This window comes from Rhodopirellula sp. J20-39 (genome assembly GCF_057365095.1).
This window is the reverse complement of record NZ_CP195123.1, coordinates 2,837,629-2,859,274: the sequence shown is the minus strand read 5'-3', so window position 1 is coordinate 2,859,274 and position 21,646 is coordinate 2,837,629. Positions and strand designations below refer to the sequence as shown.

Genomic DNA, 21,646 nt, shown 5'->3' with positions numbered 1-21,646 from the left:
TTTCACTTGTTTAAGCAGCAACTTGTTTGCCTTCTCTAACGTCGGCATCGTTTTGTCGATTTGAATTTAGATCTTGAGTAATTGAGCCAATACCTTCGTTAAGCGATCTCTCGCCTTGTCAACGTCACGTGGCTTGATACGGGAAATTGTGTCCACATTGACTACCTCTTCGATACCTTCCAAGCATCGCTGCAAAGCGTCCACTTTTTGTTCAACCGAATTGATTTGCGTAAGCGGGCGTACTGCACGTGAACCGTCCGTCGCCCCTGAGCCAACATTGTTGCGATCCGTGATTTTCTGGCGGAATTCCTGGACGGACCAGCGATGCTTCACCGACTCTTTGACGAGCGACGCGTGTCCCGATTTTAATCGAGTCAGTGTCAACAAGTGCGATGGCGAAACACCGGCAGATCTACCGCCCTGATTACCTGTCGACTCCAGAGCAGATAGTGTAACTCTAAACACCTCGTCTCCTAATCCATCTAACGCTAACAGGCGAGGTGCATCGTAACGGTTGACTATCCCTGCCAGAGCATGAACGACCTCTTCTCGTCGCTGTCGAAAAGCGAGATGCTTATCGGGCGAGGCGTTTTCGCGAGGTTTCTTCCCTAATATTTCGTTAGCCTCTTTCGATATCGTTCGGCTTCCCTGAATACATTCACTTGGGATCGGATTGGTATAAAGCTTCTGCCATCAAGTACATCCGCTCTTACGCCTGTGACAGAATCGGTGTTGAGAACATACTGACAGCGACCGCCTATTCTTGAGCCACTCTGGAAAGACGTATCCGGCAGGTGCTCTCACGCACACCGCGTTAGGAAATAGCGTGAGGAAATAGAACGGGTGCGAGTCGACTGCGTGCGAATGCTGCTGGCTGAAACGACGTACAGCTTGGAAAAGATCTCGCTCATAGTCAGATACAAAACGGCTGCTACCTAGTAACCACCTTCCGCCGCAACGCCGCCTGAACCCTAGGCCAATACAGACGGCGTTTTAATCAGAGCCGATACTCAGGGCCAGCTCTCGGCTAACATCTCGGCTAACATCTCGGCTAACATCTCGGCTAACATCATCAGCCCGCAGCGATAGCAAGTGGCCTGGAACCACTGCTGGTACGTCGTGCTGGGATTAGATCAACACTTCAGCTGGCAAGGAGCCTCGCCCCAATTTCCCAGCTGGTTTTGCAGGTTCTAAACTACCGAGCCATATTGACTAGCTATTCGGATTCATCATCTCGGACTGCTTCTTGTTGTATTCTTCCCGCTCTTCAGGCGTCATCACTCTTGCGTCTGGGCTAGGCTCAATTTGTGAATTGCCACTTTCGGAGCAACCGCTGGTGCCGGTGATCAGGGCCGACCAGAACAGAAGTGATAACAGGCTGCGAATTCCAAAATTCATAGTGTGTTCTCCAAGATAAAGAAAAGACCTCGTTCGACAAATATGTGCGAGGTCCATCGAAGTTGTGTCGCACGACAGTGCAGATCAAAATTCTTCGTCAATGATTTCTTTCGATGCTCGCGTGCCAAGCGCCCCCCACAAACCATAGAGGCTCCTTCCGCCAACGTTAGTGTCCGGGCCAGTCCGTGTAGGCGTGGGAGCAGTCTGATTTCCAGCCTCGATAGAGTCGGTAATGAACTTAATGGCACCGTCTGCCATCAACACATGGGCACCACCTTGGTGGTTGCTGCTTGCACCGAAAACTCCACCGTCCTTGTAGTTTTTGGCGCAGATCAGGCTATTGGGTGGCTTAATCGTGTAACACGCCGTTTGATAGGGAATGCTTGAAGCCCAGCGATACCCACGTGCCATGCTAGCTGCGGCAGGATCGTCAGCCACATCAACCGCCTGCCCCACTGCCCAGAACCTAGGCCTGTTCGGGTCGGTGTGATTGTCGCACCGAGTGATGAATCCTGTAGCGCCTTCCCCTGTACGAGCACTGGTGCGGACATCCCGGTCCCCTAAATAGGTCGCAATCTCACCCATCGCGATCGTATTAGATAATCCATCTAGGATATCTCGGAATCCTGCGAATTCATGCAACTTAAACACCCCCCGTTGTGCAGCTTGCGAAGCTCTCGCCCCCCCCCAACTAAACCAGCCTGCTCCTCTAATATCCACCCCAAGCGTGGTGCCTCGATTACCATAAGCGCCTAGGACGGGCGAGTCTCCCATACAAAGCGCATAGTTCGTTCTTCCTCGCGCAGGTAAACCGGTGCCCGGATCGCTTGGACATCGCAGCGTCTGCATTTCTGTCAGGTAGGGCGTGTACAGATCACCGTCAATCTCTTGGGGCGTCGGCCCCATTGCGGGATACTGCTCACCAGCGTCGATCGTGCCGTTGCTATTGTGGTCCACGAAAAGAGGATTGACGATTTGCTCCCAAACAGCTTGCTGCTCTACGAATGGCAACAGGCCAACAAGAGCACTAAGCTGCATATTGTTATGATCGAAGTGGCTGCCAAAAATGTCACCTGAAGTGAGAGGTCCGTCAGGCGTTCCGGACTTTGTGCCAGCACCCTGCATCGGAAGCTTGTTGTAGGCTGAATGATAATTGTGCATCGCCAAGCCAAGCTGCTTGAAATTGTTGCTACAACTCATTCGACGAGCCGCTTCGCGTGCTGCTTGCACGGCGGGCAACAACAACCCCACTAGCACGCCGATGATCGCGATGACCACCAGCAATTCGACGAGCGTAAATGCCACTCGACTTTTCGACCTTCTCATAATTAAATTCCTAAAAGGGAAAACGACAACTCAAACAACCTTCAGAAGGGTGAATCCGGTAGATACGACCAGCAGTCAAAATTCGCTGCGTGGATAGTCGCACGACCGAATTCGCCAAAGCCCCCAGCATTGTTTGAGTAGTTTACAAGGCCGTTGCACCCGGTCTACGTGCGCAATCACGCCCCTGCATGGGGGCCGATATGCCCAACTAACATTTTCTGAGAAGCACGATGCGAGAAAGCCTGGCCGTCAAGTAAGCCAGTCTTCCACAGCCTAAGGAAGCGATAGGGGTAATGGCTAATGAGCCATTCGCCTCAGACGCTTCCGTTTGTGAACGCTCTATGCGATCTCCGCAAATGAGACTTCTTTTCCAATCCTAAGCCGACTCGCCGCTTTAGTGAATCAACGATCAAATCTTCCACCCGATTTCGTCGTCGAAAATTGCTTTCTGAGTCATTGGAAACCCGGTGAGTGATGGCAGCAACTCCGATCATCTCCGAGTTCCTCGCATCGAATTCTGGCGGACTCGAAGACGTTGACGGAGACTCGAGCGACTGGAGCGAAGTCTATAATCCAACCAGCGGAACTGTCAGCCTGGACGGTTGGGGCTTGACCGACAAAGCAGACAACTTGGGGAAGTGGACGTTCTCCACGTTGCCGTACACGCTGGAATCCACCTGCGAATGGTCATCGGATAAGTAAACCACGATGTTGGGCTGCGCCGCTTTCAAGTCAAAACTTGCAGAGCAATAGACAAACGCGAAGACGGCAAAATGAGCAAAGAGCATTTGCCTAAAATGCGGAATCTGTTGGAGATTCGTATTCAAGTCCTGCATAAGGAAGTCTTTCAGTTTGTGTTTCGTGGCACGGGACCTGTAGAGCGATGAGCCAAGGTCTGCAGCTAAGCCTCGGTGAGACCGGACAACGGCTCACTGCTATCGGCAAATCGGCTCGCGTTTCCACCCGCAGCGTGCATCATCGACAAATACAAATTCGATACGGGAGTGTTTTTCGGAGTCTTCAGATGACGACCTGGTTGGACAGCTCCCCCAGCACTGCCAGCGATCACGCATGGCAAGTTGTTGTGGTTGTGTTTGCGACCATCGCCAAGACCTGACCCAAACATGATCATGCAGTTGTCCAGCAGCGTGCCGTTTCCCTCAGGGATCGACTTCAACTTGCCAACGAAGCGTGCGAATTCCTCGACCATGAACTGATCGATCCGCTGGATCTCGGCATCGCGGTCGTTGGAGTGCGTCAATTGGTGGTGACCAGACGTCAGTCCAAGGTGCTTGTACACGCGGCTAGTTTGCCCATCAGCAAGCATGTTGGTGATCACACGGGTCGCGTCCGTCTGAAATGCTAAAGCCATGATGTCATACATCATCCGCATGTGATGGACAACGGTTTCCGGCGTTGCCTCGGGACGTAAGTGTGGCGCCATCTGTAGCGGCGGCATCGAACTGGTTCGGTCGATGTAGAGTTCGAGTTCCCGCACACTTTCAAAGTACTCGGTCAATTTTCGTTGGTCGCTGCCGCCCAATGTGCGAGAGACTGATCTCGCGTCTTCAGCGACGAAGTCAAGAACGCTTTGACGACGTGCCGCGCGAGCCTTCATCTTGGCCGCTTCCTTGCCCTGCAAGCCGAACAGGCGATCGAAAGCACGGCGTGGATTGATTTCGACGCCGCAAGGTTGCGTCGGACTGCGCCAAGAAATGTTCGACAGATATGTGCAACTGTAACCGTTGTCGCAGCGACCTTCCTGCTTTCCAGCCTCAACGCCAAGTTGAATGGAGGGCATCCGCGAATTCGCTCCGACCTGACTCGCTACTACTTGGTCAATCGAAACACCTAGATAGATGTCCTTGCCGTTCGTTTTCCTTGCGGTCTTGCAAGTCAGGAATCGCGACGAGCCGAGTGCGTGTGCTCCGGCTTCATCTTTTTTGCCACCGCTGGACTTCTGCTGGGCCAGACCAGAGATCACCAGCACGTCATCACGCACGTCTTCCAGCGGCGCCGTTGTCTTTCCAAACGCGAATTCTCGCCCGCTACCTTGCAGCTGCCAGTCTTCACTAACGACGCCGTTGGGGAAGAACAGCCAGCCGACACGAACCGGTGGCTTTGGATCCGATCCTGACGCTGCGGCCGCAGCAATTCCTGGCAGTGATTCCAAGAATGGCAACCCCATCGCGACTCCAATTCCTCGAAGCATTCGACGACGATTCAGTGCGGGTTTTCTCATGTCAGTTCTCGTTGACTGGTAGTGACTGAGCCGACGGCGATGGCCGCAGGCCTTCGTTAGCAACACCCGCATCAAACGCCGTCGGATCAACGCTTCGACTGCCAGTTTGATTTCGGAACGGATAACTCAGGACGACCTCTGTAACGATGTCTTTAATCCGGTGATTCTCGTCTTTCGTTGCATCAAGGATCTTTTCGATCGCGATCCGGTCGTAATGTTCAAGCCCGCGTCCAAGCGCATAAGTGAGTACCTTACGCGAGAACGTTTCGACAAACTCCGGCTCTCGCCTGATAAGAATATCCAGGAGTTCATCGGGGCCGTTGAAAGATCCCGCTCCCGGCAGTTCGCCACGCACATCGATTCGATTCCCTCGCTCGTCGAAATCCCGCCAGCGCCCCAGGAGGTCATAGTTCTCTAAGCCAAGCCCGATCGGATCCATGACTTGATGGCATGACGCACAGGTCGGATCGCTGCGATGGATTTCCAGGTGTTCGCGAAGCGTCGCATTCGGATTTGATTTCCCTACCGCCGATAAGTCGGGGATGTTTGGCGGCGGATCGGGTGGGGCGTCGCCAAGGATTGCTTCAAGAATCCAATTGCCACGTTTTGTTGGGGACGTGCGATTGGGATAGGACGTCAGCATCAACAAACTTGGATGAGTCAGGATCCCGCGTCTCGGTTGATCACCTAAGTCGATGCGTCGAAATTCCCTGCCTTTGACGTCTTTGATTCCATAAAGGCCCGCTAGTCGACCGTTGATGAAACTGTAGTTTGCGGTCAGCATTTCGCCGACGCTTGCATTACGCTGAAACAGGGAGTCAATGAACATCAGCGTTTCGGTTTCTGCGGCGTCTTTCAGATCGGCTGCCGCTTGTTCTTTCCCGCCATATTCAATGTTCAGTGTGGCCAGCTTGCGAAGATCGAGCCATTGCCGAAAGAATCCTTCGCGAAATGCATCGGCCTTCGGGGACTCCAGCATTCGGGCCACCTGGTCACGCAAAACGTCATCGTCATGCAAACGCTTCTCGTCTGCGAGTTGAAATAGCATCTCATCCGGCATGCTATTCCACAAAAAGTACGACAGTCGCGACGCGATCGCGAAATGACTTAGCGCGAGAATCGTATTGGAAGGCTCTTTGGCGGCAATCTCATCCTGGATGTAAAGGAACTGATGAGAGACTAGCAAGGATTGCAGCATCACTTCGACCGCTTCATCAAAACTCGTCTCGGGAGTTACCGAACTCAGTGCGAATTCTGTCAGGACGCTGACCTCTGTTTCGGTCAATGGGCGCCGCCAAACCTTTGCACCAGTCTTCCGTACTAAATCGTTCATCGCCTGCTGTGGCGTGCGGGATTCGGTCGGCCGATGCCCTAGGAGGAATTGATGGAGCGGAGAAAGTCCAGCAACATCAATCGCATATGGGCCTTTGATTCGAGTCTCGCGAATTCCGATTCTTGGAGGATCCGCCGTCCATTGCTGGAGTGCTTTGCCCTGAAGCGTTGCCGGCGGGACGATATGGAACGAGACAGCTTGCTGACCCATCAAAGCCGAAAAGCGGGCGGTGTAGGTCTGCAAATCGCGTGAGGAGGTTTGCTGATCGACGGGCGTTAAAAGAATCTGGCGTCCGTCCAAGTCAACACGCAGTTCAAGCGGCGGGTGCGGTTCGCCGGTTGTGTAGGCGTTGTTGTGCTGAGGCCAAGTTTCTTTCTGATCGACGCCGCGTGCTTGAAATACCGAATCCGGCATCAATCCGAATGCTCGCACTGCGATTTCGTATTCACCGGGGAAGGGAAAATCAAATTCAATACTGATCTCCGATTTCGTATCGAAAATCACGCCTGCACCGGACTGCCGTAGCGTGTTCTTTTTATTGTAAAAAGCCGCCTGTTCGTTGCGATTCATTTCCAGACATTCACCAGCTTGCATCACGAACTCGCTAACCCGTTCGGCGGCTTCCAGAAAGCTTTCCATCCGCAACGGCGAGACCGTATGGACATCGCCAATGTTGTCGAACCCATATCCAACGTCGTCGCCAGGGAAACTGTTGGACAGCGAAAGTCGGATTCCAAACAGGTCCTGAATCGTTCGGTCATATTGGGCTCGGTTAAGGCGACGTGCGGTGACGTGGCCCGGATTGATTGGTTTTGAGAGATCGACGAAGTTCATTCGTTCGTCGAGCCAATCAACCACGGCAGACCGTTGTGACTCGTCCAGTTTCTCCTCCGGAGGCATCGCACCAACCTTCAGCTGTTCAAAGACCCGTGCCCAAATCGGCCGCTCTGAGGCAAGCATTCCAGCTTCGGAGAGATTCTCCAGGTTGATTCCACCTTCTGCATTGCCGGTACTATGGCAATCGATGCAGGACTCTTGTAGCAGCAATTGGTTTTTCTCGAAGGACCAAGAAGCGACGGATTGAGCTTGCGCAGCGATCAACGGCTCCTCTGAATCGCAGTCACACGAAAAGAGAAACGTAACGAGAAATATGGCAGGAAACGAAAAGTGCAATCGCATCAGTGTCCGCCGATCTTTGTCTTGGCTAATGGGACATCTTCCTCGTTCGCTTTCTGTTGCCGTTGACTGAAGTCGCCTGGAACATGGTGACCCACTAGCTCATCAGGATGCTCTGGATCCAATTTCCACATCGGTGGCGGAACGAAGCCTGAATTGCCTACGCGATAGGGCGGTACTGAGTCTTCTGGCTGAAGCGCTCGATGTTCCAATAATTGTTTCGCCAGTTCTTTGACCTTCTCGGGATGCTGATCGGCAAGATCGATCGCTTCGTTCAAATCTTCGGAGAGGTGAAACAGAAGAATTTTGCTTGCTGGATCTTGGAGTTGTTCCAGATCACTGAACTGCGGACCGTTGACTACCAATTTCCAACCATCATCGATCACCGACAATCGTTCCGAGGCTGGTCCGGGCTGACCGTGATAGGAATACCATGGTCGACCGTCGATTTTTTGACCCTTGCCAAGCAGCACGGAAGACAGATCGACGCCATCGATCGGCTTGTCCGCAGGATTCGATGTCTGTCCACCGGCGAATGACACCAGCGTTGGCAACACATCGATGTAGCCGCACACCGTGTCCGCCACTTGCCCAGACGGAATCTCGCCGGGCCAACGAACACAGGCAGGAACACGGATACCACCTTCAAACACGGTTAACTTGGAGCCGCGTAGAGGATCATTGACGCCGCGCAACTCTCCGACTCCACCATTGTCGCTGAGAAACCAAACGATCGTGTTGTTTGATTCACCGGATGCATCGATGGCATTTAGGATCCGGCCAATGCCTTCATCCATGCGACCGATCATCGCCTTATAGATTTCTCGATTCTTTGCGCTGCGTTTCTTCCCAACCTTATCACTATACTTTTCGATCGCGTCGTCAGGAGCCTGGAATGGCGAATGTGGCGCGTTGAAAGGCACGTAACAGAAATACGGAGAATCAGATGTCGATGATTCTTTGATCCAGTTTGCTGCAACGTCGGCGATTAGATCCGTTGCATATCCCTGTTCATCTGACGATTGATAGTCGTCCTGCCAATCGCGGACTTCCTCCCGCGTCAAATCGAAGTAATCGATCGCCCCGTTGTAGTGACCATGAAAATGCGTGAAGCCTTGATTCAGTGGATGCCACTTCGACCGTCGGTGACCTAAATGCCATTTTCCAAAGATGGCTCGACGTTCGTATCCAAGTTCGCCGAGCATTTCCGGAAGCGTCGTTTCGGACGTCGGCAGACCGTAATCCCGGTACGGTGGTATCACCGATCGGGCCATTCCAAAGCGGATCGGATAGCGCCCCGTCAACAACCCGGCGCGAGTGGGTGAACACATTGGCGCAACGTAAAACCGATCCAGCTCCATCCCGTCCGCAGCGATCGAGTCGATATGTGGCGTCTTGTATTCGTCGTCGTGGTATCCAACCGAGTTCCAACCCAGGTCGTCCGCTACGATCAAAACGACGTTGGGTGAATTTGCAGTTTGAGCTGAGCGAGTAGTGAGGTTTGATGCTCTTTCGTCGGTTTCGCTTTGCACAGTTAGTTCGCTGAAGCAAGCTTCCGTCCGAACAACACGAAGCCCAATCGATCCGGTCGAGTATTCTTGATCGGTCACCTGGATCACTTCACGACCGTCAACATCCACTGTCAATTTGGAACCGATGGCGCTGATGGATAAGCGGACGGGTTGTTGATCATCCAGCTTAATGCCAACCTTCCGTAGCAATTCAAAGTGCTCACCATCCATTTTGCCGAGCACGGCGTAGTCGTCGTGGATATTCACGCCGGCGAAATACCCGCGTTGTGAATCGTATCCTAGAGCTGGACTGCTGACTCGAAACAGGATGCCAGCCTCATCATGATTGGCAGTGGTCGTTTGACCGATCGTCACGCTAGCCTGCAGTTCATTGGCGACGAAATCTGCTAGTACAATTTTCTCTCCCGAATCGAAATCGTTGACAGCAGCTTTATCCCGAATCCCCAAACAAACGCCCTTGTCGTCGAATGCATATCGCTGGTGATGGCCAAAATACTGCCATCGCGACGGATCATTCAGCAGTTCGCTGGAATCGTCAATCGAAGCGTTTGCTTCCGGTAAATCGCATGGCTGGGGCACTCCCGGTGCGATCGGTCGACCAAAATCCGGAGCCCCGGTGCGTTCGTCGAACTTCATGGATTGCACATGAATGCCTCGTCGCCAACCCGGATTGCGATCCTGTTTGGCATGATAAACGTGCCAATGTGTTTGACCGTCAGCCGAACGAACAAAACATGAATGACCGACGCCATACGTCTGTTCCGTGCCATTAAAGACAGGCTGGCTATTCTTGACCCATGCCTTGGGATCGAGAGGATCGTTCCCGGTCAATTCGAGTAGCCCCAGCTTGTACGTTGGCAACCATGAACCGCCGCAGGAATACGTCAGGAACGTCCGCTCGCCGTTCATAAGTACTTGAGGGGCTTCATTCAGTCCGCGACCTTTGCTGTCTCCTTCGGTAAACTCCCAAGGAAAGTCATCGTTAGCACAGATTCGCACTCGAGACCCTGCCAACTTGACTGGGGATTCCATTGGCGCAATGTACAAGTATTGCTGGTCAGACCCCGGTTTATCCCATCCGGACCAGATCGCATAACGCTGACCGCCGTGTTGGAGTACGGTCATGTCGATCGCCCAAAGGTTGGGTGATGTCTTCTCGTCGTTGCTTTCTTCGATTGTTTCACCAGTGAGCATCGGACCTTGCAGTTCGTACTCACCCAATGGGTCGGTTGTTTTCGCCACCAAAACGTACGTCAAATGATTAGCGTTGTCGCCGTCCGACGCCGCAAAGTAAATGTGCCAACGGCCATCAAGGAAATGAAGCTCGGGTGCCCAAACCTGTTTCGACACCATTCCCGATTTAGGAGCTCGCCATACGATGTGTTTCGATCCAAGCGACGTGGGCGTTTCGCTCGTGTGAATGGCAATCGCCCTGTTTCCTTCGCTCATGCACCATAGATATCGTTCTTCGCTCGGATCTGCGATCACCCACGGGTCGGCTCCCTCACCGATCGGATTGACAAATTGGCTTCGCGATACCGATTTAGATTTGCCATACGTCGGATCGCCGGCATCCTTGGGCAAGGTCGCATTCCAATCGAACAAGGCTTGCTGAAGCCGGTTAGCAACGTCAAGGTGTTGTTCAACTCGATTGTTTGTTTCGCCAGCGTCCTTGCTGAGGTCATAAAGTTGAGCGTTGGATTTATCGAGGTTGACTAGGAACTTCCACTTGCCGTCGCGGACAGCGAGGTCGGGGGCGTCGTCAACCGCTGGGTCTACCGTCGTTTGCCGGTTGTTGATGCGGGGTTTTCTTTTACCGTCAACTTGCGGGCGATCAGGCGGTCGGCGAAAGAAGATTGGCGATGTCCGACCCGTTTTAGACCTTCCTAGCATCGTCTTTGAGACATCTTCGCCGTCGAGCGTCACACCGGACGGGACAGGAACGTGCGTCAGTTCGTAGTACGAACGATTGACGTCGATCGCTGAAAAGACGGAGTGTTCGTTGGTGGTTCCGGCAGTGGAAGGTTCTACCAATCCTGGGCCCCAAACGATCAATGGGCTGCGGATGCCACCTTCGTACAAGAAACCTTTGCTCCCTCGAAGTGGCTCGGATTTGCCAGCACCCGGTTCATGACCGTTGTCGCTAAAGACAACGATCAGAGTATTGTCACGCAGCTTTCGATCGTCTCGAATGCGATCAAACAAGGCAGCCAGTTGATCGTCCATGGCCTTTAAGACAGCCAAGTAAAGTTGTCGTTTACTCTCGTCTGTCTTATCTCGCAACACTTCGGGAGGAAAGAACGGCGAGTGAACATCGTCTGGCCAAACATTGACGAAAAACGGCTTGCCGGCGTCTACCGCCTCGTCGATGTGCTCAATCGCTCTCTCAACAAATCTTCCGGTGATACGACTGCGATCCATCGTTTCAATCGTTCCGTGTCCGAGTTGGTCACTGCCCAAATCATGCAGTTCGGCTTTGCTTCCGTCGTAGGAATCCTTGAAGCCGAGCACACGTGGACCAAGGCCTTCAAAATTGGTCAGACTGTGATCAAAACCATAGTCCGTCACCAAAGGAGCGTCGCCGACATCACGTTGACCGCCCATGTGCCACTTTCCAAAATGGCCGGTGGAGTATCCTGCGTCCTGAAGTTGCCGAGACAGCAGCGGGGCCGCCGGGGCAAGCCACTGGGCCATGCCACGCTGTTGGTTGGCTTTCCGATTGTTTAAGAACGATGTAATCCGCCATCGCTGGGGATACTGGCCGGTTGTTAGCGCGGTCCGAGATGGTGAGCAGATCGGTGAGTTGACGTAAAAGTTTGTGAAGCGAATGCCTTCGTCGGCCAAGCGATCAATGTTGTCTGTTTGAACTTCACCACCAAAGCAGGACAAATCGCTGTACCCCATATCATCGATCAGAACAGTCACGATATTGGGAGGCGAGTCGTCAGCCACGGCAGTACAGGCGTAACAGCTAATGATCAACCAAGAAGTAATGAGTGAACGCAGCGACATGAGAGTAAGAGAGATTGGAGTAGAGAAAGAATGCCTACGAAAGTGACGAGGCAGCTGAATGCAAGCGATCACGGACTTCCTTGTCAACTGGTGGAAGTGCAACGGCATCAATCGCCGCCCGATAGTCATCGATGTTCTTTGCTCCCATACAGATCGTGTTAGCTGCTTCGTGATCAAGAATCCAACGGATCGCCATTTGAGCCATTGTCATACCCGTAGGCAAATATTCTTGAAGCACGCTAAACCGACTATAGTCCTCTAACTCGCATCGATGAGTTCGGTGATCATCCGACTGAAATACCGGCCGCGTTGAAAAGTACTTTCCGCTGAGTCTTCCCTGGGACATGACACCGCGGAGCTGCGTTCCCAGTTGTGCTCGCTGGGCCAATTGCCAAAGTTCGTGATTTGCATCCAGCAAATTGGTCGGAAACTGAACGACGTCAATCGCTTCCTGTTCGATCATCGTAGCCACTAGGTTGGCATCAGCGGTGGATATCCCGTAGGCCCTAATCTTTCCGCTTACCTTTGCCCGCTCCAAAATCTCACGCCCCTCCTGAATCTGCTCGGGCTTAGGAGCGCAGTGATACAAATAGACGTCGATACGATCTGTGTTCAATCGTTTCAATGAGCCTTCCAAGCTCGGCAAGATCGTCGGTGGGCTCGAATCGTCGATGCGAGTATTGCCCGCTCCCACTCGATAACCGAACTTCGATGTGACTACCCAATGGTCACGTTGCCCGGCAATCGCTTCGCCAACCCTCCGTTCCGATTCCCCGTTGCCGTATTGCTCGGCGGTATCAACGGAATTGATTCCCAAATCTGCCAGCTGCCTAATCATCCGCAGCACGTTGTCTTTCCCCGGATCAGGATGGCCATCCGGCTTGCCATCAAAGGTAACCGGACCACCCAACTGCCATGCCCCAATTGTCAGTTGCGACACTTCGATACCAGTCTTACCTAGCGTACTAAACCTCATGAATTTCCTCGAAGGGAATACTGGAAACGCGGCAAGTCCACGTGATCAAGCTGATCGTCGACTAAACACTAGGCAATGTCCTTTCGCCCCGCTCTGCACGGCCGACTACGGGGTCTTCACTACCTGTAGTGAATTGTCATCCAGACGACCGGTCAGGGCTACGTGCGCAATTGCGCTAGATCAGGCGGCCTTCAATCCTTCAAATTCACCAAGATGAATGCGAGCAGCGGTAGTTTCAGAACGGAACTGCGGCGGCGGGGGATATAGACACAAAGCCACCTTGGGGCGCAAAGGCGCATCTTGATGTCCGGATGGGTGACCAACCAAACTCTAACGCTGGGCAAGGTGCATTCATCAGTGACAGAACGCCGCGTTCAGAGTTGCGACGGGGCATTGCTGGTTCAGCTGTTTTTTTTTGAAAGGTACGGTTCACGATAAAGAAACTTGGTTTATGAAGAAAGACGATGTTTGTCGTCGCTCTTTCCACTTTGGTGGGAGTTTCGTCCGCACAAGCTGACGTCATTATGGAGTGGGACGCGAGCGATTTCGCTTTGGGATCGGACTGGCAAGAGACTGCTGCTGGCCCCAGAAACTTGCCGCATCTGATCACCGCAAATCACCAATGGCTTCTATATCCATATCGTCAAATCGTTGGTTCTCGCCACCCATCGCCCAGACAAAACGATAATGGCTGGTCCCAGCGCCCGCATGAACCGACCATCCGGGACTCAGCACCGCTTCACCATCTCCCACCCATAACGTTCGTGTTTCTTGCGGTGCTCCCATCAAGTGCAAAATGCGTTGCTCCGCTGGAACATCAAAGTAACAATAGATTTCAGTTCGCCGGGAATGGGTATGGCATGGCATTGTGTTCCATACACTGCCCTCGGCAAGTTCCGTGAACCCCATCACCAACTGACAACTCTTGATTCCGTCTTCGTGAATGTATTGATAAAGCGTTCTTTCATTCGCCGTTGCGGCGGACCCTAGATTGATCCGCCGAGCATCTTGAATTCTTGCCTTTACCGTCGGGTACGCTCGATGCGCGGGGTAGCTGATCCCATAGAAACGTGCAGGTTGATTTTCGGAATCGCTCGAGAACGTGATTCGCTCTGTTCCACGTCCGGCATAAACCACCTCGCAGTTTACGACCTCATAGGTGACATCATCGACATCAATTTTCCCAGAACCACCTAAGTTGATGACACCGAGTTCACGCCGCTCACAAAAGTGTTCACTACGAAGGCTGGGGGGACTCGTCAAATCGATTGCGTTGGTGCCCGGAACTGCACCTAACACCACCGCTCGATCCAGATCAGTGGCATCGATTGAAAGGCATCCAGGCTGGAACAAATCAGTCAATAGAAAACGTTCACGAAGTTCTGCCGTGTTCATTCGCGAGGTCTGCTCGCAACTGGGCATCAGCGTCTCTCTGAGATGGGCGCTACGAGCATTGGATGTGTCTGTCATGCAAGTTCTTGTCAACTTAGTAATCAGTGGAAGCCCGCTACGCTACTTGGTTGGCTCAATCCACACCGGTTGGGTAAAGGCACCGTTAGCTGCGACGTCCCACGCTTCTAGCCTGACCCAACGTTTTCCAGTGAGGTCGACAGGAAATGTGAATTCTTGTTCGCCAAATTCAGTGGTTTCGGACAGCCCAAACCGATCGCGAAAAACATCCTTGCCGTCGCCACTAATGACTTCGACGAAGTTTAGCGGAAACGTCCATTGAAGACTTACTTTGACTTCCGCTTTTCTTGTGGGATCAAACGAAAGCACTTGCCCTGCAGCAGCACCGCTGACGTTGAATTCCGGGATCAGAACTTCTCCCGTGGTCACAAAGAAGCGGCCCTCCTTGAGTGCTGTCAGGACAGGCTGCCATCCGTCGCGAAAATTTGGCACTTCGTCAATTTGCAGATAGTTGACGTTGGCGTGCCCATAGAATTCGTAGTTAGGCTTGACCTTGAACGCATCGATTTCACCGAGCACATATTTCTTTGGTCCCCAATTTGCCATGTCATCCATCAGGTCCAGCACTCGCCAGCCCAAGCGATCTCGAGATAGATCCGCGGGCATCGCCTTCCACGCGGCGCCGAGAAACTGATCCGACTGATAGAATTCTGTGTCCCGCTGGGCATCGGGCATTCCTGTCGAACCTTTGATCCTCGGGTGCGCGGTCCACATCAAACCGTTCATCTCTTGCTTTAGCTTCAGCACGTCTTCGCGGGAGCCAACGCTGTAAACCGGACCGAAGAAGTCGCTGTCCTGTTGGTACGGGGTGCCCTCGGATCGATTAAGCACCCAGTTGACCGGTTTGGGAAATAGACTGATCCAATGACCACCGAGGTGGACATTGGCTTCCTCGCCAGGAATTAACAGGAACTCATCGTTGGACAGACGATCACATTCAGAGAACATTCTCGCCATCAAAGGCAAGCGATCCTCTGCTTTCATCGCACGCATGTTGATGCCGAGATGGAACTCAGCCAGATGGGCAATGTTGATTCCGGATCGTTTAAACGTTCGCACGAAATCAGGGTCATTGAGCTCCGCTGGGATAGCATCGCTGCCTTCTGCTTCTTGCCGCTTGGTGAGGTCCTGAACGTGCTCAACATGAAAGTGACTGGCAAAGGTTTTGTATCCGGCCAGGGCGACAAACTGATCACCGTGAGTCAGCGCTTTCACATGCTCCAGCGTGGCTTCTGCCGGCTGATCGCTAACCAGCATGAAGATCCCCATACGCTGCTGTGTGCCCGGTGGGCAATTGAACCAAGGCACCCACCGTCCATCTCCGTTAAGCGAATGACGCACGCCAAATCCAAACTCATCCGCCGCATTCATGAACCCCTTTCCATACCAATTCAACCCAAAGTTCTCGACTTCATCGAGCGGGTAAAGGTACTGGTGCGGAGGTGGGAAAATGGCCAGGGTTCCTTGATTCGATTCGGCCATGATGGTCCGATGTCGGGTCGCCAACGCCTGGGCGGGTAGTGCCCCCGAAGCATTTGGTTCAGAAGCATGTGATTCAGAAGAATCTGATTCAGAGGTCCGCTTCGCTCCAACTCCATCAGCCAAGTCAATTCGTTTGAATTGATCCTCGGAGTCCAGCCAGCTCATATGAGCGAGCGTCGATGGATCGCAACTCAGACCGCTGTGATACAGAATGGCCTTCGCGTTTTCTTCAGTCGATAAAACGCATTCACTATGAACAAATTTGCTTTGCCTATAGAACGAAAAAGACTGAAAACCAGTGAAACTCTCTGCCTTGACGCCGTGGAATTCGACGTGGCAACGATTACCTTCACTTCGCACAACGACCTTGTTAACATCCAGTTCAACGAGATAAGTCTTGCTCGGCCTCTTATTCGTTTTGTCGAAAAAGATCATATCGCCGTCCCGCTTTTTCAGATTCCGTTTTCCGACCGTCAACAACGTCTGAGGTTGAAGGTCGCAAAACACCTCCACTGACTCGCCCGCTTTGCTTACCTTGATCGATTCGATTAGCGGCTCATCACCGGTTAAACGGAAGGCAAACTCGCCTTGCTGAACAGCGGACATGGGCCAGCGCACGAGCAAACGCTCATCGTTCACTGAGACCGCAATGCCGCAGCCTTGATCGTATCCTGACAGATCAAGATCTGCGGATTCAACGATCGGTGCAAGCACCAGTGTGGCGAAAACGGAAATGAACAGCGGGAAGCGATGCCAATGTTTCATGTCGTCGAATTCTGAGTTGAGGTGCAAATTGGGATATGAGTGTTTCGGTTCCGAAAGCTGTTGGGGATTCGTTTCCAGTCCGCCATCGCTAGAAAGACAGGCTGAAAGCCTATCCCAGATGCATTTCCAGCTCTATTGAAACGTTATTTCAAGCGGCGACTGCAGTCGAACAGCGAAGTTGTCCAGGTAGGCGTCCCACTCTTCTGCAGACGTGATCTTCCCTGCCAAATCCCAAGCAAAACCGGCGTAGTAGCTGAGTGAGGCTTCTTTATTGAGGTCGGTTCTAAGAACGACATGTCGACTGAATTTTTTCTTGCTGCCCACGCGTTGGAATTCAGCGGTGTACTCCGGTGCGATCACCACTGCAGTGCCAAGCTCGCCCTTTTTGATGGGTGCCCAGTATCTCATCCAACCAAGTTCAGTATTCCAGCGGTCGCCAGGTTTGGCGTGGTGCTCCAACAATCCGATTGCCATTGGTGGAAACGGAGACTGCAAATTCCCCAACTCGTTAGAAGGCGATTGCGTGAAGCGGCAATCGAATCGAAATAGCTGCTGCCCCCGATCGATGGTAATGCGTTTCGTTTCCATGAAGTCGTATCCCGCATCTTTCCACGATTGGTCATAGGTCAATTCGAACACCGCACGAATCGGGCCGTCAGTGATTAGCTTCCAGGAATCGTAAACGTCCGGTGCATGCATGGATCCTTCAAACCAAGCTGCCAGTGAACCGCATCCGCGAGAGTCACCGACCTTGTAGTAGTCCGCTCCTTGGCCGTGATCCGAGTGGTAGCCTTTTCCATTCTCCGCATCCTTATACCACTTGTTCACGATCGGAGCAGAGACACGCTTTGTCCAGCAATCAACTCCGTTGCCTTCCTTGCCTTCGCGAAGCGCAGGACCATACATCCGAAACGCAACAAGGTCATTCTCCCAGGCGAAGTCATCGGCCCGCTCAGGAACGTATCGCGCAAACGAACGATCATTGGGTGCCGGAGCAGGACTGCCATCTGCGGCTTCGATGCGAAACTCGCATCTTGCAAGAGCATCTAACGTGACTTGAAACAAGACGTAGTCGCTGCGTTCGTCCCCATCCTCATCCACCTCCTGATGAAAGATCGATTGTCCCGTTTTTTGATCGACGACTTGGATAGATTGTGATTTCAAGCCAGCTGAAGCTAGCTTTTGCCAGTGGATCTGAACCACCTCACCGACCCGAGGGCTGTCGAGATGATTGCTGACCTCAAGCGACACGGCATCCTGAGCCGTCGCGGTGTTGTCTGGTGCGAACAGAAAACAGCACGTGACCCAACAAGAGATTACAAAGGCAAACCAAGTTTTCACCACAAACTCCAATCAAATCGTTCTTCGCTAGTAACTTAGGTTTCGCAAAACATGACTCCTCATTCTATTGAGTCAATGCGTCCTGCCTACGTGCGCAAATGCGCAGGGCTGTGCAACTGCTTTTTCGTGGTAATTTGGTACGTCTATAAAAGTGCATTTCGATTTTTAACTATTGGTTTTGACATGACGGCGTTACAGGTTCGCAGCCATTCGTATGGCGGCCAATGAACGCATGCACCGTGGCTCTATACATCTAGAAACAGAGACAATGAATCTATTCAAAAACACTCAAATCAGAAGTTGCTTGGTCATCTCGTCGTTGCTGTTTTCCGTAGCGACTCGCGCACAAGATGTAGCACCGGTTAAACCATCAATGCTGGCTTCGGAAATACGTGCGGGTCTGGAATCTCATGACCGAGCACTCTACATCAAGGAAGGATGGATTCGAGATCCCTACATTATTCTCGGGCCCGATGATCTGTATTACCTGACGGGGACCACGATGAATGAAGACGATCCACGTGAAGAGACGGATCCTTACAACACCGGGCTCAAAGACACCTCCGCCGTCGGACAGACGGTTCGAGTCTGGCGCAGCAAAGATCTGATCGAGTGGGAATACCTAGGGGCTCTTTTTACGTTGAAGGACAACATTCACAAAGGTGGACGTGAGGTGTTGTGGGCTCCAGAGATCCATTGGATTCCTGAAATGAACAAGTGGGCCCTCGTGCATTGCCCCAAAACCAAGGCCGATTTGGTCTTAAGCGAAGGGCCGGAGTTGAAACGCCCATGGACCCATCCGATGGGCAGGAAGTTCAAGGGACGCCACGATCCATCACTATTTCACGATGGACACAAATGGTGGGTTCTTTCTGCAAACACGGAAATCGAACCACTAACGCCCGACTTCTCCGAAGTTACTGCCAAATCTGTTCGCATCGATCCGTCCGGTTCCCGTCCAGACCCCGCGAATCCAAATGAGACGATCAACCGCATCGGACACGAAGGCGCGACCATGCGCAAAATTGGTGATAAGTTTGTGCACCTCGGCACGGCATGGTCTACCGACCGAGGACGCAGAGGTTCCTATAATCTTTACTACTCGACTGCCGACAAAATCACCGGGCCTTACGGCCCCCGCCAATTTGCTGGACGCTTCTTAGGTCATGGCACACCGTTTCAAGACCGTGACGGCAAGTGGTGGTGTACTGCTTTCTTTAACGGCAACGTGCCGCCGCTTAGCCGTGATGGGATCGAAAGCCGCGATTTGAGTGAAAACGCGCAAACGATTAATCAGCGTGGCGTCACGATCGTTCCGCTTGATGTGAAAGTCCTTCCTGACGGTGAAATCTATATCCGCGCCAAGGACCCCGCCTACGGTACACCTGGCCCAGACGAGAATCAGCAGTTTTGATCGATCAGTTTTGTCAGTGCCGTAGGCAGGACCCGTCCAGGCGATCACGTGTGGCAGGACAGGTCCTGGCCTACGATGTCCCATGTCAATTGCTAAAATGCACTCGATTGCTTTCTTCAACATGATGGAAAACTCCTTAGCGTTCGTGGCTCTCATTCTTGGCGTAGCCTGGCTATCCGTAGCATCTGCTGGGGATGAACGGACAATTCCCCTTGGTGAAGATCAGCAACTGGTCTACGACCTCACGACAGGCTTGGCCACCTACACCAATGGTCAAGCCTGTATTCGGGATTTCTATTCTGAGGCGAAGATCCCTGATTTGATTACCAGCAAGCTGTATTCGTCCAGGACCTGCAAGGTTCAGGGGCGGTCGACCGTGATCAAAAACTTGCATCCTGATCTGCCAACGATGTATCAGATTTTCACGGCGGCTAATGACAACTAGATGCACGTCACTGTCAGGTTGGAATCAGAGACGCCTATCACGACTATTTACGTCGCACCTGTGGTGGCAAAGAATTCTAATGCGCTTGATCTGGGCTTTGCGGCATTCAATCCACGAGCGATGTTGATGCCGTCGTATCAGCCCAACAGGAAACGTTGGGAATACCCTAGCATCAATAACGATGGTCTCAGTTACGGGGTAACAACTTTCTACGATAGCGTGACGCGACATGGCTTTGTCATCGGCGCTTTGACTCATGAAAATTGGCGAACCGGAATTCGGTTCTCAGGAAGCGAGGGCCGTCTTCATAGCTTGCAGATCATCAGCGGCGTTCAAAGTGAACGCGACTTGCTGGAGCACGGCGAGTTGACCGGGACCACAATTGATTCATCGACAATTATGGTCGGCTACTTCCAAGACTATCGGGATGGGCTGGAAGCATTTGGCAGAGCGATGGCAGCGAAGACTCCGAAGGCCCATCGCTCGCCGAGCCTAACCCATGATCGAAACACGGTGCTGAGCTGGAAGACCTGGGGCAATGGTTCAGCGAAGGACAAATTGCGTTTCGAGAAACTGTTGAGGGTCAGCGATCGAATCAAGGAAACACTGGAGCCCGAGGGGTTTAAAAATGATCAGGGCAAGGTCGTGGTTCAATTGGCGGGATTGTTTCTGGTTCAATGGACCAATGAGGAGCATTTTGAATTTGCTGAGCACGTCAAGGCAAACGGTCAGATCCCAGGATGGTATACGAGCACGTGGTTACGCCCTGGTTGGGCCAAGGATGGAACGAAAGTAGCTCCGGGATCCCAATGGAACTTCGCAGACATCACACTCAAAGAGCACGAGGGAGAGCCGTTGAGAACGAGGAATGTGAATGGTCAATCAAAGCGGGGGCTGGATCCGACCCATCCCGGGACTCTGGAAATGCTGGAATACCGACTCCAATCCTACGTGGACGCAGGATTCGAGTACTTGAGAATGGACTTTACTTGCTTTGGTGCACTGGAGGGGAATTTTCACAACCCGCAAATCACCACGGGCGTGCAGGCATACAATTTCGGGATGCGGCACATGCATGACATCCTTCAAGGTAAGGTGCACGTAAACTTCGCGATCTCCCCCGTACTTCCCCCATCAATTCGCGCACTCCAGGAGGATTTCCGGCGACACGAAGTACACATTTAACACGATTGAGTATGAACTCAATGCGCTCGCCGGCGGCTGGTGGATGGGCAACGGCATCCTTTACGACAACCTTGACCCCGGCGACGTGGACTTCAATCCCAACACGGAAGAGCCCGAAGTAGCCATGTCACAGGTGAACGCCGCAGCGATCACCGGGTTTGGCCAAAGCTCCGATGATTGGAACAACGACTTTCGGTTGGGCATCGCCCGAAAGTACTTCACCAATAAGGAGGCGTTGGCGGTAATGAACAAGGGACTCAGCTTCCGTCCTCTCGACATCCATTCAGACCAGACACCCAACGTGTTCCATCTCGATGCCCCCGACACGAATGCAATCTACCTCGCGATCTTCAATCACAGCGAGCACCCCACGAATGTTGCTTTTGATATTGAGAGACTCACAAGCAAATCGGAGTCCAATTTCAAGCTGGTGGATCTGTGGACGAAGGAAACAACCGTGAAGCCCGGTTCCGGTGAATGAACCTTTGACCTGCCCTCCTAGGGGTCCAAGCTGTTCAAGGTGAACCGATAGACCTGTTTACCTGACGA

15 protein-coding genes are annotated in these 21,646 nt (G+C 52.6%); 5 read left to right on the top strand and 10 right to left on the bottom strand.

The annotated features are described in order from the left end of the window. Positions 1–66 precede the first annotated feature (66 nt). From ACR3ZL_RS10580 to ACR3ZL_RS10570, 3 genes are all read right to left on the bottom strand, one after another. On the bottom strand, positions 67–465 hold the full coding sequence (locus ACR3ZL_RS10580) for a hypothetical protein (protein ID WP_473653188.1): 399 nt from the start codon (positions 463–465) through the stop codon (positions 67–69). 747 nt (positions 466–1,212) lie between these two features. Beyond that, the gene (locus tag ACR3ZL_RS10575; protein WP_473653189.1) at positions 1,213–1,398 is read right to left on the bottom strand and encodes a hypothetical protein; all 186 of its coding nucleotides are present in this window, start codon (positions 1,396–1,398) and stop codon (positions 1,213–1,215) included. A gap of 84 nt (positions 1,399–1,482) precedes the next feature. Beyond that, positions 1,483–2,724, bottom strand: a complete 1,242-nt coding sequence (locus tag ACR3ZL_RS10570; protein ID WP_473653190.1) for a DUF1559 family PulG-like putative transporter — start codon at positions 2,722–2,724, stop codon at positions 1,483–1,485. Positions 2,725–3,195: 471 nt separating this feature from the next. Here ACR3ZL_RS10570 and ACR3ZL_RS10565 point away from each other — a divergent pair, with 471 nt between their 5' ends. Continuing rightward, positions 3,196–3,426, top strand: coding sequence for a lamin tail domain-containing protein (locus ACR3ZL_RS10565; protein WP_473653191.1), 231 nt, complete (start codon positions 3,196–3,198; stop codon positions 3,424–3,426). Positions 3,427–3,625: 199 nt separating this feature from the next. Here the strand turns inward: ACR3ZL_RS10565 and ACR3ZL_RS10560 are convergent, their stop codons facing one another. The 7 genes from ACR3ZL_RS10560 to ACR3ZL_RS10530 form a co-directional block, all read right to left on the bottom strand. Beyond that, positions 3,626–4,966, bottom strand: coding sequence for a DUF1552 domain-containing protein (locus ACR3ZL_RS10560; protein ID WP_473653192.1), 1,341 nt, complete (start codon positions 4,964–4,966; stop codon positions 3,626–3,628). Position 4,967: 1 nt separating this feature from the next. After that, positions 4,968–7,400, bottom strand: coding sequence for a DUF1592 domain-containing protein (locus tag ACR3ZL_RS10555; RefSeq protein ID WP_473653193.1), 2,433 nt, complete (start codon positions 7,398–7,400; stop codon positions 4,968–4,970). A 77-nt stretch (positions 7,401–7,477) separates the two neighbouring features. Then, the gene (locus tag ACR3ZL_RS10550; protein WP_486173433.1) at positions 7,478–12,019 is read right to left on the bottom strand and encodes a sulfatase-like hydrolase/transferase; all 4,542 of its coding nucleotides are present in this window, start codon (positions 12,017–12,019) and stop codon (positions 7,478–7,480) included. Positions 12,020–12,053: 34 nt separating this feature from the next. After that, on the bottom strand, positions 12,054–12,995 hold the full coding sequence (locus ACR3ZL_RS10545; RefSeq protein ID WP_473653195.1) for an aldo/keto reductase: 942 nt from the start codon (positions 12,993–12,995) through the stop codon (positions 12,054–12,056). Between the two features lie 606 nt (positions 12,996–13,601). Then, a complete protein-coding gene (kduI, locus tag ACR3ZL_RS10540; protein WP_486173432.1) occupies positions 13,602–14,417 on the bottom strand; it encodes a 5-dehydro-4-deoxy-D-glucuronate isomerase in 816 nt (271 codons plus the stop codon). Positions 14,418–14,507: 90 nt separating this feature from the next. Beyond that, positions 14,508–16,712 carry a CehA/McbA family metallohydrolase domain-containing protein gene (locus ACR3ZL_RS10535; RefSeq protein ID WP_473653197.1) on the bottom strand — a complete coding sequence of 735 codons (2,205 nt, stop codon included), beginning with the start codon at positions 16,710–16,712 and terminating at the stop codon, positions 14,508–14,510. Between the two features lie 132 nt (positions 16,713–16,844). Beyond that, a complete protein-coding gene (locus ACR3ZL_RS10530) occupies positions 16,845–18,053 on the bottom strand; it encodes a DUF4861 family protein (RefSeq protein WP_473653198.1) in 1,209 nt (402 codons plus the stop codon). 268 nt (positions 18,054–18,321) lie between these two features. Between ACR3ZL_RS10530 and ACR3ZL_RS10525 the strand changes: the two genes are divergently transcribed. From ACR3ZL_RS10525 to ACR3ZL_RS10510, 4 genes are all read left to right on the top strand, one after another. Next, a complete protein-coding gene (locus ACR3ZL_RS10525) occupies positions 18,322–19,467 on the top strand; it encodes a family 43 glycosylhydrolase (RefSeq protein WP_473653199.1) in 1,146 nt (381 codons plus the stop codon). An 82-nt stretch (positions 19,468–19,549) separates the two neighbouring features. Beyond that, the gene (locus ACR3ZL_RS10520) at positions 19,550–19,912 is read left to right on the top strand and encodes a hypothetical protein (protein WP_473653200.1); all 363 of its coding nucleotides are present in this window, start codon (positions 19,550–19,552) and stop codon (positions 19,910–19,912) included. Between the two features lie 63 nt (positions 19,913–19,975). After that, on the top strand, positions 19,976–21,097 hold the full coding sequence (locus tag ACR3ZL_RS10515) for a hypothetical protein (protein ID WP_473653201.1): 1,122 nt from the start codon (positions 19,976–19,978) through the stop codon (positions 21,095–21,097). Positions 21,098–21,140: 43 nt separating this feature from the next. Next, positions 21,141–21,578 (top strand): hypothetical protein, encoded by a 438-nt coding sequence (locus ACR3ZL_RS10510; protein ID WP_473653202.1) that lies wholly within the window; start codon positions 21,141–21,143, stop codon positions 21,576–21,578. Positions 21,579–21,646: the final 68 nt, after the last annotated feature.